The sequence below is a fragment of the Altererythrobacter sp. GH1-8 genome (genome assembly GCF_043702085.1).
GTDB lineage: Bacteria > Pseudomonadota > Alphaproteobacteria > Sphingomonadales > Sphingomonadaceae > Erythrobacter.
This window is the reverse complement of the sequence record NZ_CP171690.1, coordinates 3,101,208-3,115,610: the sequence shown is the minus strand read 5'-3', so window position 1 is coordinate 3,115,610 and position 14,403 is coordinate 3,101,208. Positions and strand designations below refer to the sequence as shown.

The 14,403-nt window shown below is 57.9% G+C and carries 15 protein-coding genes; 10 read left to right on the top strand and 5 right to left on the bottom strand.

The features are described 5' to 3' along the window. Positions 1–112: 112 nt before the first annotated feature. Together ACG9DO_RS15005 and ACG9DO_RS15000 are read left to right on the top strand one after the other, a co-directional pair. On the top strand, positions 113–868 hold the full coding sequence (locus ACG9DO_RS15005; RefSeq protein ID WP_394729349.1) for a ferredoxin--NADP reductase: 756 nt from the start codon (positions 113–115) through the stop codon (positions 866–868). A gap of 211 nt (positions 869–1,079) precedes the next feature. Beyond that, on the top strand, positions 1,080–1,493 hold the full coding sequence (locus tag ACG9DO_RS15000) for an ester cyclase (protein WP_394729347.1): 414 nt from the start codon (positions 1,080–1,082) through the stop codon (positions 1,491–1,493). 130 nt (positions 1,494–1,623) lie between these two features. Here ACG9DO_RS15000 and ACG9DO_RS14995 read toward each other — a convergent pair whose 3' ends face one another. Then, complete coding sequence (locus tag ACG9DO_RS14995; protein WP_394729345.1) at positions 1,624–2,586, bottom strand: sulfotransferase domain-containing protein; 963 nt, start codon at positions 2,584–2,586, stop codon at positions 1,624–1,626. 177 nt (positions 2,587–2,763) lie between these two features. On the opposite strand from ACG9DO_RS14995, the gene ACG9DO_RS14990 reads away from it, so the two are divergent. Then, the gene (locus ACG9DO_RS14990; protein WP_394729342.1) at positions 2,764–4,164 is read left to right on the top strand and encodes an SHOCT domain-containing protein; all 1,401 of its coding nucleotides are present in this window, start codon (positions 2,764–2,766) and stop codon (positions 4,162–4,164) included. A 115-nt stretch (positions 4,165–4,279) separates the two neighbouring features. Here the strand turns inward: ACG9DO_RS14990 and ACG9DO_RS14985 are convergent, their stop codons facing one another. Then, on the bottom strand, positions 4,280–5,473 hold the full coding sequence (locus ACG9DO_RS14985) for a fumarylacetoacetate hydrolase family protein (RefSeq protein ID WP_394729340.1): 1,194 nt from the start codon (positions 5,471–5,473) through the stop codon (positions 4,280–4,282). Positions 5,474–5,782: 309 nt separating this feature from the next. Between ACG9DO_RS14985 and ACG9DO_RS14980 the strand changes: the two genes are divergently transcribed. Next, a complete protein-coding gene (locus ACG9DO_RS14980) occupies positions 5,783–5,965 on the top strand; it encodes a hypothetical protein (protein WP_394729338.1) in 183 nt (60 codons plus the stop codon). A 295-nt stretch (positions 5,966–6,260) separates the two neighbouring features. On the opposite strand, the gene ACG9DO_RS14975 is transcribed toward ACG9DO_RS14980, so the two are convergent. Then, a complete protein-coding gene (locus ACG9DO_RS14975) occupies positions 6,261–6,548 on the bottom strand; it encodes a hypothetical protein (RefSeq protein ID WP_394729336.1) in 288 nt (95 codons plus the stop codon). An 86-nt stretch (positions 6,549–6,634) separates the two neighbouring features. On the opposite strand from ACG9DO_RS14975, the gene ACG9DO_RS14970 reads away from it, so the two are divergent. The 3 genes from ACG9DO_RS14970 (at position 6,635) to ACG9DO_RS14960 (ending at position 7,831) form a co-directional block, all read left to right on the top strand. Beyond that, complete coding sequence (locus tag ACG9DO_RS14970; protein WP_394729334.1) at positions 6,635–6,838, top strand: hypothetical protein; 204 nt, start codon at positions 6,635–6,637, stop codon at positions 6,836–6,838. A 573-nt stretch (positions 6,839–7,411) separates the two neighbouring features. Beyond that, positions 7,412–7,570: a hypothetical protein gene (locus ACG9DO_RS14965; RefSeq protein WP_394729333.1), complete on the top strand. Its 159-nt coding sequence runs from the start codon at positions 7,412–7,414 to the stop codon at positions 7,568–7,570. 45 nt (positions 7,571–7,615) lie between these two features. Further along, a complete protein-coding gene (locus ACG9DO_RS14960; protein WP_394729331.1) occupies positions 7,616–7,831 on the top strand; it encodes a hypothetical protein in 216 nt (71 codons plus the stop codon). On the opposite strand, the gene ACG9DO_RS14955 is transcribed toward ACG9DO_RS14960, so the two are convergent. Continuing rightward, positions 7,828–8,118 (bottom strand): hypothetical protein, encoded by a 291-nt coding sequence (locus tag ACG9DO_RS14955; RefSeq protein ID WP_394731290.1) that lies wholly within the window; start codon positions 8,116–8,118, stop codon positions 7,828–7,830. The genes ACG9DO_RS14960 and ACG9DO_RS14955 overlap by 4 nt on opposite strands. On the opposite strand from ACG9DO_RS14955, the gene ACG9DO_RS14950 reads away from it, so the two are divergent. The 3 genes from ACG9DO_RS14950 to ACG9DO_RS14940 all read left to right on the top strand — a co-directional run bounded on the left by ACG9DO_RS14950 (position 8,016) and on the right by ACG9DO_RS14940 (position 12,824). Then, positions 8,016–11,267 carry a PKD domain-containing protein gene (locus ACG9DO_RS14950; protein ID WP_394729329.1) on the top strand — a complete coding sequence of 1,084 codons (3,252 nt, stop codon included), beginning with the start codon at positions 8,016–8,018 and terminating at the stop codon, positions 11,265–11,267. The two genes, ACG9DO_RS14955 and ACG9DO_RS14950, sit on opposite strands and share 103 nt — an antisense overlap. Positions 11,268–11,445: 178 nt before the next feature. After that, positions 11,446–11,787 (top strand): hypothetical protein, encoded by a 342-nt coding sequence (locus ACG9DO_RS14945; protein WP_394729327.1) that lies wholly within the window; start codon positions 11,446–11,448, stop codon positions 11,785–11,787. Between the two features lie 11 nt (positions 11,788–11,798). Next, a complete protein-coding gene (locus ACG9DO_RS14940; protein WP_394729325.1) occupies positions 11,799–12,824 on the top strand; it encodes a hypothetical protein in 1,026 nt (341 codons plus the stop codon). A gap of 167 nt (positions 12,825–12,991) precedes the next feature. Here the strand turns inward: ACG9DO_RS14940 and ACG9DO_RS14935 are convergent, their stop codons facing one another. After that, a complete protein-coding gene (locus ACG9DO_RS14935; protein WP_394729323.1) occupies positions 12,992–14,227 on the bottom strand; it encodes an amidohydrolase family protein in 1,236 nt (411 codons plus the stop codon). Positions 14,228–14,403: the final 176 nt, after the last annotated feature.

Genomic DNA, 14,403 nt, shown 5'->3' with positions numbered 1-14,403 from the left:
GCGGACATTCACTCGAACAGAACTCTTGGAGCGATCGTTCGCTTAGTTCTGACCTTGAAGGGGAACCGACACAGCATTGATAGCGTTCATCCCGGGTTGGGAGAGCGTGTCAATGTCATATACTGTCGAGAAGGTGACAAAGGTCCATCATTGGAACGAGGGCTTATTCTCCTTCTCAATCACGCGCCCATCAAGCTTCCGTTTCCTGTCTGGTCAGTTTGTCATGCTCGGCCTGATGGTCGACGGCAAACCACTGTTGCGCGCCTATTCCATGGCAAGTCAGCATTATGCTGAAGAGCTAGAGTTCTTGAGCATAATTGTTCCCGATGGTCCGTTAACATCGAGGTTGCAGCACGTCCTTCCGGGAGACGAGATCCTTCTAGGTACAAAACCTGTCGGCAGCTTGGTCATTGATGCGGTGATCCCAGGTAGGAAGCTTCATATGATCGGCACTGGAACAGGATTGGCGCCTTGGCTTAGTCTGGTTCATGATCCTGAAGTCTATGAGCGGTTCGACCAGGTTATCGTCCAACATACAGTTCGTCACAGCGAGGATCTAGCATACCGGCAGCTCTTAGAGGAGCTCCTGTCACAAGATCCGTTGGTCGGTGAAGAAGCCTCCGCCAAGCTGCACTATGACTGGGTCGCAACCCGCGACCATCACAGCAGCAATGGTGATCACCGCCGGATCACAGACCGAATTAAAGATGGGAGCTACCCACTTGATGCCACATCAGATCGAGTCATGCTTTGCGGCTCTATGGCAATGATCAAGGAATGCGCGAGCCTATTAGATGATCTCGGTTTCACAGAGGGAACGCTTTCGCACCCAGCTTCCTACGTCCTTGAGCGTGCTTTTGTGGGTTAGTTCAAAGGGAGCGAACGTCCGCTTCCCACCCCATGAGCTGACGCCTCATCAATAGATTGCCGCGTCTTATAGCGGCCTGGCAGCTTTGCCACTCAAGCTGAGAAAAGCAGCCCGGCTGGTAACGACCCAATAGCGGACATTTCGAGCAGGCCGCATTTCGCTATTGTAGTCAATGCCTGCTATCGTCCCTCTAAACAGGAGGGGTAACACTATGACGATGGAATCCGACGCGCTGGCATTTTTTGATGCTTGTGAAACAGGTAGGGGTTGGGAGGTGTGCAAAAAGTACTGCGCACAAGATGCCACTTTTTCTGCGCAGGCCGATGCGTTGGAAGATATCCAAACCTTAGAGGGCTATACTGACTGGATGTGTGGGATCACCGCGGCCATGCCCGATGCCCGCTACGAGATGCTTGCCTTTGGTGTCGACCAGGAAAGAAGCGCCATCGCAGCAGCAGCGGTGTTCCATGCTACGCACACTGAGGAAGGTGGGCCGGTACCCCCGACGGGCAAGTCAGTTTCGAGCGATTATTGCTACTTCATCAAGTTCGAAGCCGGCAAGGTAGTCCACATGACCAAAATTTGGAATGACGTACAGGCTTTGCGTGCGGCCGGATGGGCGTAGCTTAAGTGGCCCTGTTCATGACGCTTTGAGCCTGTGCGGTAGTTGCCAGTACTGACCAGCCGACAACGACCCAATTGCAGACGCTAAACAGGTGAGCATTCAATGAGTAATCTTTTGCTATTTGATCAGGCTAATCGGGCAATGCCCTCGGGTCGCCAGCCACCAGCCGGCCATGCTCGCACCAGGCGGCGAGCGAGGGGCTGAACTCGGCCTTCACCTTCGCCGCGTAGCGGGCGAGATCGTCCTCGCGGAACACCCCTTCCCAGCGCTTGTTCGTGCCTTTGTTTAGGAAGGTGTTGGCGCCGCCTTTCCACACGCCCTCTGCGCCGGGCATCAGCCTTGCTGCATCGCCCTTCATCGCTTCGAAGCCTGCTGCGGCGACGATTTCGGACCAGGTATCTGCGGGCAGCTCGATCCCGAGGAACTCGGCAATGCGGCGCATCTCGCCCTCGCGGTCGGCCTTGAGATCGTTGAAATGCACCAGCAAGACGTTGGGATCGCCGCGGGCTTCCCAGAAGCTTTTCTCCAACTCGAAATAGCTCGCGCCCGGATCACCCTGGTGATCTTCCGGCCCGTCGACCCACCGGGTGAAATGCGCGACCGGATCCTGCGGCGAGAAATCATAGCTGTCGCCGTCGCCGAACCTAGGGTCACCATTGCTGAGTTCGATCCAGCGCTCGACCATTTCAGGGGTGTAGTTGGCCTTGTGGTTGAAGAAGCTCATCGCCGCATCGCGCCCGTCGCGCGCGACATGGATGTATTTGACGCCTTCGTGCTGCGGCAAGGCGTCGAACGGCAGGTGCGACTTCAGGAACCGGCGGTGGGTCTGGCTCTCGGCCAGTTCAAGCATTGCGCCGGGCGGCGGCGCGCGGAAATCGAGCCAGGGAACGATATTGTGAACGGCGAAGGGATCGGCGCTGCCGAACACCATCATGCCGACAATGCGCAGGGTCCAGGTCGTCCCGCACTTGGGATAGGTCGAAACGATGATGTCGTCGGGGCGCATCGGGAAATCGTCCCAGAACGCGCTATCGAATACCCGGTTGCGCACGTAGCGCGTGGCTGGCCGGACCAGTCGCGGTGAAGCGCTCACGGCGAAATCCGATCGATAAGGTTCCGCATTAGGCGTCCTTTCACAATTGGAGCAGCTGACCCGAAGCGGCAAAGCTAAGACAACGGGCCAGGCAAGTCCATTATGATCGACTGGCTGAGAATATTCGCTTCCGTCTGAAAACCAGTCCGTCCGCCAACGATCCAATTGCGGACATTCTTGGTCGAGCAGGTTGCAGTGGGCGCTCAAATTTTGCACCAAAATGTGATGCAGTATTCAAGAATATCCATCGGACTTTTGGCTGGGTCGCTGCTTGTCGCATCTCCATCGCAGGCTATGCCTGATAATGCCGCGGAAATCAGGACCATTGTCGAGACCCAGTTTGCGGGAAATGCCAATGCCTATGTCGAAAAGGAAACTGGTGACTTCCGCCGCATAGGCTGCCGTGGCCGCATTGATCTTATGCAGCAATTGCTCGGGTTAGGACTGGATATTGATGCCGTGGACCTAGATTCTCGCACCGACATGTTCGTGTGTGCAATCTATGAGAAGGAGGCAGATTTTCTACGGGCGTTTCTTACCCCGAAATGGCTTGCCGAGGTTGACGAAAAATATGTTGGGCGCCGACCTATTTCTCCGCTGATGTTTGCTGTAGACGCAAACGATTATTCCCTGAGTGCTGTCTTATTGGCGAATAAGCCCGGCTATTATTTCTGGCGCGGCGGCGGCAACGACAATCTAACGAGGGAAGGGCAGCTGTTGCTGGGCGCATATCGTGCTCGAAAGCAGAAAAAAGATCGCGCGCTTCAGGCTTTCGTGGAAGCACTGCCCGATAATCTGATTGCTGACTCCCGCGACGATGCTTTTGTCGACAAGGTAGAGGACGCTCTTCGGGGCCGCAATCGCACCGAAGATGAAGGCGGTGGCGGCGGTGGAAGTCTTTTCCGCGCTGTTATGGGAGGCGTAGCAGGTGGAGCGCTTGGCGGCACAACCGGAGCGGCGCTGGGCTTTCTTGGCGCTGGATCCGACGATGCCGAAGGAGAGCAGCGAGGCGAGGGCGAGCGGGCAGGAACGGACGCTCCAGGATTTTCGTCAGAACAACGACGACTGGCGACCTATGTGTATGCGGTGCCATACAGCGGGGATGATACCATCATGCGAGCGACACTTGGGCTGCAGTTGGCCCCTGCCATAGGACCAAGGCGCGGGTTGCTCGTGCAACGGGCCGAGCCTGATGGACCCGGTGCGGCGGCAGGTATCCAGCGAGGTGATCTCGTTACCAATATTGCCGGGATGGATGTGGAGCACAACGTGGCGTTGTATGACGCCTTGGAGCAGGCGGGGCAGCTCGATCGATATGAAGTGAAATTCAAGCGCGATTCACAAGAAAAGATCGTCAGCGTTGCAACCCAGCTCACCAATGTTCCCCAAGCGCTTGCACCGGCGCGAGGTCAAAGTGGCTCTGAAAACGGCCGTCAAGAAACGACCGGCGATGCGGCATCGAAAAGTACAAACTCCACACTAGAGGAGCTCAGCAAGCTAGGCGACCTGAGAGACCGCGGGATAATTTCAGACGAAGAGTTCGAGGCGATTAAGGAGAAGATACTCGAGGGAAGCTAGGGGTAGTTTGAACAATCCGAAAGGCGTTCAGTCCTTTTCCTCAAAGCAGATCGGCCGCTTCTAGAATGGAAGCCGAAAGCGGACAGCCTGCTTACAACCCATTAGCCGATGCAGACTAATCAGTAACATTGACTTCGATATTGCCCAGATAGTTTGAGCCATGACGCACCGTATCGCCAGCCTCCAGAAAGTGACCCGACTGTCGTTCGTTCTCGATGAAGGTCGACTTGGCGCTCTTAAGAAAGTCTTCATGAGCGAACGGACCGCCGGTAAGCAGGTAGGTTAGGACGGCTTCTATGATGTCTCCTCTTGTCGGCCCGGTGAAGATCACGCCTTCGGACGTCCCGGACATGATTGTCATATCCTTATCGATTTTGCCTTCCTTGGCGAGAAATTCCCGGCCTGTCCTGTAAAGGAAACGCTGCTCGGACATGTCTGCAAGCGACTTGGCCACCAGCTCGCGAAAATTCAGGGTCATTTCCGCACCGCGTGCATCTTGCCGCGGCTCATTGTTGAGGCTCGTTGTCATCCGCACGTCCGCCACGAAGGATTCCCAGTCACGCGGGATCACGAGAAATGGACCCGATGGGAAGTAATCGGGTCCGCTCTTCGCGTCGCTGAAACCGGACCCTGAATCGAGATTGTCGGGGTCCGCCAGATCGACAAGAGCGTTGCGGTTGGTGAAATCGCCGCACAGGAAAACCCCTTTTACAGCTGCGTCAAAATCATCGACCGAAGCAATGTCACGATCAAACCGCATGCAGAGTTCGACCTCGTAGTCGAGCAGAATGCCGGGCGCCTGCCGAACGTTCGTTCGAGCTGGTGTCGCCTTGCCGAATTTGGGAAACACAAAAACCGAACTACTGTTTGCCTCTTCGGCATGCTCGGGAAAGTTGGTGCCGGTGCCGATATGGCGGCTGCCAATGCTGCCGGAAGGCAGGAGTCGGTCGATGCTCAGGGAAATGGCAGGATAAGTTCCGCTTTGCCCAACCGAATGCGGCAATGCTGGAACACTCGCTAGTGCCTCGAAGGGATCACTGGTGGTTGTCGCTCCAAGTTCCTGCAAATCCATTCCGGTGATTGAACCGTCTTCGATCGCGAGCACCAGTAGTGTCCGGACTGATCCGGTTTCGTCAGCAAATTGAGCAAGCGTGATTGCTTCCTCGAGAGGCGCAATTGCCTCAACGAGAGGAGCATCCTCGAAGCTGGCTCGATTGTATTTTGGGTCGGGCGAGGTCGCCCAGGCCAGAAATACGGCCGCCGCCAGGACCAGAGCGGTCAAGCCGCCAAAGGTTGCAATTCGCTTCAACAATCTCTCCCGGCTGCAAGACAGTCTAGACATTACCGGGTAGCAGAAACAAGACACGTCCACCTTCCACCCCAACCCAGGACATTCAAAATCAGGGCATTTGGCCCCATTTCCGACCAATTGAATCTAGGTGAATGGGAGGTGACAACGCACCCTTCTGCGATAAGGCCACCCGGGGCAACCTGGCATCACAGACACGCTGCTCGCCTGTACGAACCCTAATTTAACCAATCCGGCCTTATGCCCTACCTCTCATCCGCCGCGGAAGTGGAGGAGGCAGTGAGAGTTGCAATAAGGCGAGGCCTCATCATGTCGAAGCGAATGCACGCCATTCTCTTGAGCGCGGTACTCCTGATCGTGATCGCGACCCTGCTCAACTCAACCTTTGTTGCAGGTGGGAGCGCCGTCGTTCTTCTGGTCGCAGTGATCTATGCCTACGTCGTCGCCAAGCGCGAGATCGAGCGCGAGGAGCACAAGATAAACGAGAGATAAGAGAACCGGTCCAAGCCGGCGTAATGATTGCTTGACCCCTTCCGCTGTTCCTGCTGAACTCCTCATGCAATCACCAAGGGTCCATTCCTTGCGAAGGCCCCGCTTCGGCGGGGCCTTCTTATTTTGACTTGGGGCACCGCTGGATTCTTTGCGGCAAGCGCTCAAAGAGTCTGCCGTCGGCCAACCGCTTTTCTAGCCCTTAATCTCATGGACGGACCTGAGCGCACGCAGGGCCTGAGCAAGCGCCAAGAACTCTGGATGCAATTCCTCAGTGTCAAACCGCGAGGCGCTCGCATCAGCCTGCAAACAGCCATGCGGGCAGGGATGTAAAGAACAACAAGGAGGCAAAGACGCCTGCGAAATAGGCGGCATATTGCCCGATCGACCCCGCTCGCGCCTTTCTGTGGAGGCTGACGGCGAGAACGATCGTGACCAATCCGAACAGCGTGCTGGCCGGCAAATACAGCGCATTGTTCTCCAGCAGGACGGTCATGCCAATGACAAAGATGACCCCTGCTGCAATCAATCCGAACCCCAGGGTGCAGCCCACGAATTGGGCGATGTCATCCTTGTCCTTGGCCATGAGACCTCTTTCCATGGGGATATTGTGAGATCAAGATCATTCGACTTTGTGGGGCCTTGGGCAATCCGTGCGCAGCTACACCGGGCTTGGAATCCGATGCGTCCAGCGAAGATGGATCAGCCTATCCGGTTCACGGGTTTCTGATCGCGGACAAGGGCATCCATATCCTGGAGATCATGAACACTGCAGGGCTCGCCGCAGACAACGCTTCCGAGTTCCTTAGCATATTGGGCACCTCGCGCGTTGAAGGCTTGGCCCATGCAATCATCACTCCGTTGGTGATCCGGTGATCGGGGAGCGCGCCCAGCGCGGAGGCACTACTGCCGTCTGGGCAACTTCATCTATCCTGAACCGGGTTTTTGACGGATCTGGCCAGCTGGCTTTGCCTGGGTGAAGACCCCGCAGACATCATTGAGGCGCGGTGAGCGCTTATCCTCGCAGCTGTGAGGGTTGTGCTTTCGCCTTTAGCATTCCAGGCGTCGGTTCAGCAAAGCTGAAGAGGTGCCAACAGCTGCAACGGCTCGGTTTTGCGTGTGGCTGGAGCGTTGATGCAAGCGGTCTGAACCCCCGGAGCGTCCACTTCAGATTTCCTGCACTTTGCCTAACGGCCTGCTGCACGAGGCTTCTTGCAGCTTCGCCTTCGCTGCCGCGCCCCTTTGCCACTATCAAGGGCGGACCATGAGTCTCAAGCGCGGCTCATTTACGCTTGGCTGAAGCTCTCTCTATTGCTGTCTCTCATGATATCCCTTGCGCGATAACGCCTGGACAATGGCAACAATCCGCTATGCCACCCCACCGCCAACATACGCCATGCAGCGAAGCCACACTTGCATGACACACCCACCCAACCTAACCAATTGACCGTGCCCTTCTCACGCCTCCTTAGCGCAATGCGCCAATGGATCGCCAAACGCCTCGGGATAACCGCGCGCGAGGCACGCGATGGACAATGGTGGGAAATCGACTTTTTGCTTGTATTCTTCGCCGGAATCCTGATCCTCGGGCTCGCCGCATTCCTCTGACATCCACATCACTCGTTGCAGGAGCGCAGCACCCGGAGATGTCCCATGCCCGCAGACCAGGCGCTCGTTGCTCTTGATACCGACGAAATCCGCGCAATTCGCGAGAATATCGCCGATGCACGCTCTAGCAAGCTCGGACCCCCTACCCGCATCCTGCCTGAAACGCTGTGCCGCGAGATCGATACAGTCCTATCTCTGCTTGAACGCTATGCCAGCAACAGCAGTCAAGTGCCGGTCGAGCAGGAACCCCGCCAGCCCTAGACCGGCCCGGCCACGAATCCGCTGCCGTGCCGTTTGATCTCGGCTATCCCTCGCACGATTTCAAATCGCCGCGCCCAGGCTATCGCGGGACCAGCTTGCAAACCCTGCACACGCTCTTCCCTGAGGAACGAAGCTGTCTTGATCATGTTTTCAAGGCCCGCTTTGGATCCATGCCCTGCTGCGAATGCAGCAACGCGCCAAAGACGTACTATCCCCGGCAAGGCAAAAGATATTACCAGAGCGTGTGTGGTTGCGCCATCTCGCCGCTGGCCGGAACGCTGTTCCATGCCACCAAACTGCCTCTCTCGTTGTGGTTTTACGCCATGCTGCACGTTGCAAATTCAACGCAAGGGATTTCAGCTCAATTCTTCGCCCGCCATCTGGGAATAACATTACCATTCCGGGCAATATCGGCCCCACCGCGAATGCTGGTCCGGATGCGAGCGTGGGCGGTGGTACCACCGGCTCGCTCGATTGTACGGGATCGAGCGACGGTGATGGCGATCCCATTACCTATCAGTGGACCCAGCTGTCTGGCCCAGCGGTAACGCTGACGGGTGCCACCACAGCAACGCCCAGCTTCACCGCGCCTGCGGCTTCGACTGCCCCGCAAACACTCGTGTTTCAGCTGGTGGTCGACGATGGCTTAATCGCATCGGCAGCGGACACGGTGACAATCACAATTCCCGATAATGCGGCGCCAACCGTCAATGCCGGACCAGATGCGACTGTAGCCGCAGGCAGCAACGTCACCCTCTCCGGATCGGCCAACGATCTTGAGAACGATCCCCTCACCTATCAATGGACCCAGACCAGCGGGCCTGCCGTGACGTTGGCCGGCGCAACCACACTCACCCCCAGCTTCACCGCTCCGGCGAGGACCGCTTCTGCACAGGTTCTCACCTTCATCCTCACGGCCAATGACGGCAACTCCACTTCGACCGGCGACACCGTCAATATCACCGTCCCCGCCAACCAAGCTCCGACGGCAGCGATCAGCGGCCCCGCGACCGCTTCAGGCAGCGCAACCATTTTGCTGGACGGAAGCGGCTCGACCGATCCCGATGGCGATCCGCTGATCTATCAGTGGACCCAGGTGAGCGGGCCTGCAGCGACCATCGCTGATCCCGGCGCAGCAACCACCAATGTCGTGCTGCCTACAGCCACAAACAGCGTGCAAACGGTGGTCTTCCAGCTCTTCGTTGCCGACTCGTTCGACGCGAGCGATGCGGAGCAGATTACTATCCAGATCGCTGCCAATAACGCGCCGGTGGCCGATGCGGGTCCGGATGCGACCGTTGGCGGGGATGCGCAGGTGACGCTGAATGGCTCAGGCTCGAGCGATAGCGACAACGACCCCATCACTTACAGCTGGACGCAGGTGTCCGGACCGCCAGTAACCTTGTCGGACCCGGCGGCCGCCAATCCGACCTTCACCTCACCCGCGCGCCGGAACGGTATTCAGGAACTGGGGTTCCAGCTGGTGGTGAACGACGGGAACGCCAGTTCCGCTCCCGACCTTGTTACCATCACGGTTGAAAGCAACACGCTTCCCGTTCCCGACGCCGGACCGGACCAGACTGTACAGGGCAACAGCACGGTTACGCTTGATGCGAGTGGCACGACCGATGCCGATGGCGACGCGATTAGCTACACATGGACGCAGGTGTCGGGGCCGACGGTGACCCTGAGCGATGCGTCCTTGGCACAACCCACTTTCACCGCCCCGGCCTCCAACGGATCCACGCAGACACTGGTATTCCGCGTCTTCGTCAGCGACGGGATTACCAATGGGCTTGAGGGATTACCGTCAGATACAGTGGTAATCACTGTCGCCGCGAACGCGCCGCCGGTGGCCAATGCCGGGATTGACCAGGGACCCATAGACAGCGGGTCGACTGTGACACTTGATGGAACCGCCTCGACCGATCCGGACGGCGATCCGCTGTTCTATACATGGACGCAGGTATCCGGGCCCACTGTCACCTTGTCCGATCCTGGCAGCGCATCGCCCAGCTTTACGGCACCCAACGTTCAGGGGTTGGAGGATCTGGTGTTCAGCCTTACCGTCAGCGACGGGCAGGTAACATCGGAGTCGGATACCGTAACGGTCGGAGTGCGCGGTGTCGGCACCGTGACGATCGTCCAACGCGTTATCGGCAGCGACGCCAGCTTTGCGTTTACTTCGGATATCGCCGCGCTCAACGGTACAATCGCAACCAGCGGCGGAACCGGCCAGTTGTCAGCAACCAGTGTCGCAGCAGGATCCTATTCCGTCAGTGTGAGTGATTTGGCCAGTTCCGGGCTCGCGCTGACTGACATCAGCTGCAACGACAGCGACTCAGTGGTCGACTTATCCAGCCGCAGCGTCGCACTGGCACTCGCGCCGAACGAAAATTTGGTGTGCATCTTTACCAGTGCCAGTGCACGCGAAGCTGCGATAAGCGCGATCAACAACTTCCTGACTGGCCGCAATGCCTTGATCATGTCGATGCAGCCCGATCTGCAGCGGCGTCTCGACCGGCTCCAGGAAAGCCCTGGCAGCGGCGCGAGCGCCACCGCCTACGGCATGCCCGTGCCTGGATCGGGATCGCTCCCGATCGCGCTGTCCCTTGCCAGCGGTCAAAGCCGGTTGTCGACCAGCCTCGCGACTTTGGCTGCGGCGGCAGGCGATCCCGATCGCGGCAGGCAGCCGCTTGATATCTGGGCGGAGGCATATTTTGCCGATGCGCGGCTGGGCCAACAGGACGGCAGCTTTCGGATCATACACACCGGAATTGACTATCGGGTCAACGAATCTCTGCTACTTGGCGTGCTCGGTCAATTCGATCACTTCTCGAATGACGGACCGCTTGAAGAAGGCGAAGCTGACGGCAATGGCTGGATGGTGGGCCCCTATGTCATGACGCGCCTTGCACCGCAGCTGTTCGGCGAAGTGCGGGCCACCTGGGGCAAGTCGGAAAACAGGGTTTCGCCGCTGGGGACCTATGCCGATGCTTTCGACACCAAGCGGAGCCTTTATTCCGGTTCTCTGGTCGGGCAGTTCGACATCGGTCAATCGATCCAGATCCGGCCTGAGTTCACGCTCCGCTACATGAGCGAGAAGGCGCTTGCCTATACCGACAGCCTAAACATTGCCATTCCGGGCCAGAGGGTTGACCAGGGCGATCTGAGCTTCCGGCCAAGGGTGCACAAGGCGATCGTTCTGCAGAGCGGCTGGACGCTGCGGCCCTTCGCAGAGATCGAAGGCATCTATACATTCGGAACGGGCACGAACGCAGTGCTTGATGATGGGTTGCGCGCAAGGATTGAAGGTGGCTTGGACCTTTTCGGCCAGGGCAGCTTCCGCTCAAGCCTCTCAGCGTTCCATGACGGGATAGGCTCCAGCAGCTTGCGCAGTTCCGGTGTGCATGTCGCCGTGTCCTTCGGCTTCTGAGGTGAAGCTGCTGCACACTCAAGGGCGATCGGAATGGTCGGCATCCGGCCCTCTCGCTTGGAAGTCAATCCTCGGGGTCATCATCGGCATGTTGGTCAACGCCAATGTGATGGTCAGTGCACAGATGCGCTGAACCGCCGGGCTGCCGCCAAGCCTTCAACACGAAAGGAATCCTGCCATGTCTTCGATCCGGACCATAGCTCTGGCCGCCTGTCTGGCTCTCCCGCTCCTTGCCTGCGGCGGGACAAGCGAACGCGGGGCCGATGAGGATGCCAACACAGCCGAAGCGCCACTGAGCGATATGCAGCGCAACTCCGCCATCCGCCAATGTGTGAGCGTGGCGGTGATCCAGCAGGTTCCGAGCGAAGCTGCGAAGGACATTTGCGACTGTACCGTCAACCGGTTGATCGATGCCGGCGAAATGACTGCGCAGACAATGCCCGACGATGCGCAGCAGCAGAGGACTCTCGACGCCTGCATGGCCGAGTACGAACCGGACGGGACATCCGCAGCGCAATAGGAGAAACTGTTATGTCACGCAAAACCTGCTTCAGCGCGCCGCGAATGGCTTCGGCAGGCCTTCTGACATTGGCCGCTCTCGCCACGATTGGCCAAACGCCCGTTATGGGGCAATCTACTCCACCCGTAAAACTGCCAGAGCTGCGGAGATCTGCCCAAACCAATGCGCCAGCTGCGGCAATGGATGCTGCTTCACAGCGCAAGGAACAGCGCCGCCAGGCCGATCTGGTGGAGACGGTTTTCGACAAGATCCGCGATTTCGTTCCCGATCACCGGGCCTTTCTGGCGGACAACGATCAGGCGCAGATCGACGCCATGCAAACGCTCGAACGGTTCCGTGAAGACATGAGCGCGGCAATCACAGCCGATCTGGTCACGATGGCGAATGATCGATCGAACAGCTATGCTGTTCGCACCGCCGCGGCAGCAGACCGGCATGCCGATTACACTGCCCGCACGGTTTCATCGATCGATCTCGATAAGTTTCGCAACAGCGATGGCCGTGACGATCTGGCGATCGCGCAATACTTCCTGATGGCCTACCGCGCCGAACAGATGAACCAGCTGGCCCGATTGTATCCTGACAGCAGCAATATCAGTGCAGCGAGCGGAATTGTCATGGCGGCAATGTCCGACCTTGGGTCGCTCCAGTCGGTCAAGCAGGGAAGGGAAGCTGCTCAGGCGGCACGTGTCGCGACAATGCGGCTTTACCCCGCAGTGCGGCGCGATCCGACAACCGAGAATGATTTTGCCAATGCCTGGAAATCCAGCGTTTGGACACAGGGAGAGTTCGCCGGCAGCGAAGTATTGAAAGTCCATCTCTTGAGTTCTGGCTGGACGGTCCGCCGCAACCCCATCACCGGGATAATCCTGTCGCGCGACCAACGGGCCGACCTCGCGGTCAGGCGAGGGGACGGCAAATGTTTTTCCTATGTGATTGAACTGGAACAAAAGCACCAAGGTGGCGGCACCTACGGCCGAACAGTCATGGCTTCTGGTCTTGATCGGGAAATGCTGTGTGAGAACGTTGCAAGCTGACCGGCTTTTGTCATGCTTTCGCGCCAAGTGGGAATAGCGGAAAGGGTTTAGGCTGCGAAAGGGTCGCCAGCGGAATGGCGGCTTTGCTAGAGTAGCAATCCCAAAACCGGACAGTCCGCTTACAGCCCATTTGCGGATGATAATGTATTTTGGTTAATCCGTTCTCACTATTCTTGCGATGGCAACCAGCCTTCAGCTTGCAGCGCCGTCCAGATCTTCTGGATGACTTTTCCTCCACGTTTCATTACTGCGGTGGCGTCTGCGACTTGCAACAATCCATCACGCACTTGCAGGTGGCCTTGAGTCATCACGTGGCGAACCTGTTGGCCGCTCGCATAAAGCAGGTTGTTGAGTGGTTCGGGTGGCAATGCGCCTCCTCCGACGAGGAAGCCGCTGACATCAATCGCAACAAGGTCAGCCAATGCGCCTTCCTCGATCCGCCCGAGATCACCTCGTCCAAGAGCCTCTGCCGGATAGAGTGTTGCTCCCTTGATCGCATCGAGCATCGTTGGCTCCGCAATCGGCAGCTCCGAAATGTCCTTGAGAAGGTGATACCGCGCCTGCCCCGTGATCACCGCTAGCTTGAGGACTTCGAGATAGTTGTTGGAATGGGTGTCGATCCCGACATTGGTCCTGATACCGTGTCCCAATGCCTCAGGATAGGGCTGGGTCGGGCCACCGAGACCGCTCATTCCAGGGCAATGAGAGTAGATCGCGCCCTTTTGGCTGAGTAGAGGCGCATCCGTGCTCCAATCCGGATAGCCCATATGCGCACCGAAAAACGGACCATCCAAAAGGCCGAAATCATCAAACCACTGCGCTGAAGTTTGCCCCCAGCGCCGCTGCATGGTCGGATTTTCCATCGGGTGCCAGGCGAGGTGCGTATGTATCCCTGTGCCCAGTTCGCTCGCCGCCTTGGCAATGGCTTTCATGGTCTCTGGCGTATGGAAATCGGCTGCCATCGGAGACATCATCGGCAAGATACGGCCATCTGCCTCGCCGGAATACTTGCGGGCAAATGCGAGGTTCTGCTCAATTTCCTCAAGCGTGCCTGCTTCCGCATCATACAATGCGCTGTCATCGGTGGCTGTGATGATCGGGCCAAGCCGCGTAAGATTGGGAAGCATGGCACCGGGATAGCCTCTCGCACCAAATCGTGATGCGACCCGAACGTAGGATTCAGCCTGACGCAGTGTGCAACTCATTTCGAGCTGAGTGGTGCAACCGCTCAGCAAAAGCTCTGCCAAGTTATACTCCGTTAAAGCGTCAAGCTCATCGTCGTCCAGCAGCGCTTCGACCAGTTCCAGAGGCCTGAGGTCATTCCTCCCACTTTCGACCAAACCACGTGTTGGAGTCCCTGCGGAGACATGCGTGTGTCCGCTGATGAAGCCTGGAAGCAACAAACAATTGCCCATTTCCAGTCGAGGCAAAGAAGAGGGGAAAGACTCGCGCTGTATGGACTCGATACGCCCAGCGCGCACCAGGATTTGCATGCCGCGTTCAATCAGGGGCTCACCGTTCGTCCAGCGCAAAAGCAGGCCGGGTTCAAGCACGAGATCACCGCTCGTATGCAACGGTG

What these genes read in the sequence shown, in the direction of transcription:
- ACG9DO_RS14955 (WP_394731290.1), bottom strand. Translation starts at nt 8,118, where the DNA reads ATGGAACAGCGTTCCGGCCAGCGGCGAGATGGCGCAACCACACACGCT.
- ACG9DO_RS14945 (WP_394729327.1), top strand. Translation starts at nt 11,446, where the DNA reads ATGTCTTCGATCCGGACCATAGCTCTGGCCGCCTGTCTGGCTCTCCCG.
- ACG9DO_RS15005 (WP_394729349.1), top strand. Translation starts at nt 113, where the DNA reads ATGTCATATACTGTCGAGAAGGTGACAAAGGTCCATCATTGGAACGAG.
- ACG9DO_RS14950 (WP_394729329.1), top strand. Translation starts at nt 8,016, where the DNA reads ATGCAGCAACGCGCCAAAGACGTACTATCCCCGGCAAGGCAAAAGATA.
- ACG9DO_RS15000 (WP_394729347.1), top strand. Translation starts at nt 1,080, where the DNA reads ATGACGATGGAATCCGACGCGCTGGCATTTTTTGATGCTTGTGAAACA.
- ACG9DO_RS14960 (WP_394729331.1), top strand. Translation starts at nt 7,616, where the DNA reads ATGCCCGCAGACCAGGCGCTCGTTGCTCTTGATACCGACGAAATCCGC.
- ACG9DO_RS14980 (WP_394729338.1), top strand. Translation starts at nt 5,783, where the DNA reads ATGTCGAAGCGAATGCACGCCATTCTCTTGAGCGCGGTACTCCTGATC.
- ACG9DO_RS14940 (WP_394729325.1), top strand. Translation starts at nt 11,799, where the DNA reads ATGTCACGCAAAACCTGCTTCAGCGCGCCGCGAATGGCTTCGGCAGGC.
- ACG9DO_RS14975 (WP_394729336.1), bottom strand. Translation starts at nt 6,548, where the DNA reads ATGGCCAAGGACAAGGATGACATCGCCCAATTCGTGGGCTGCACCCTG.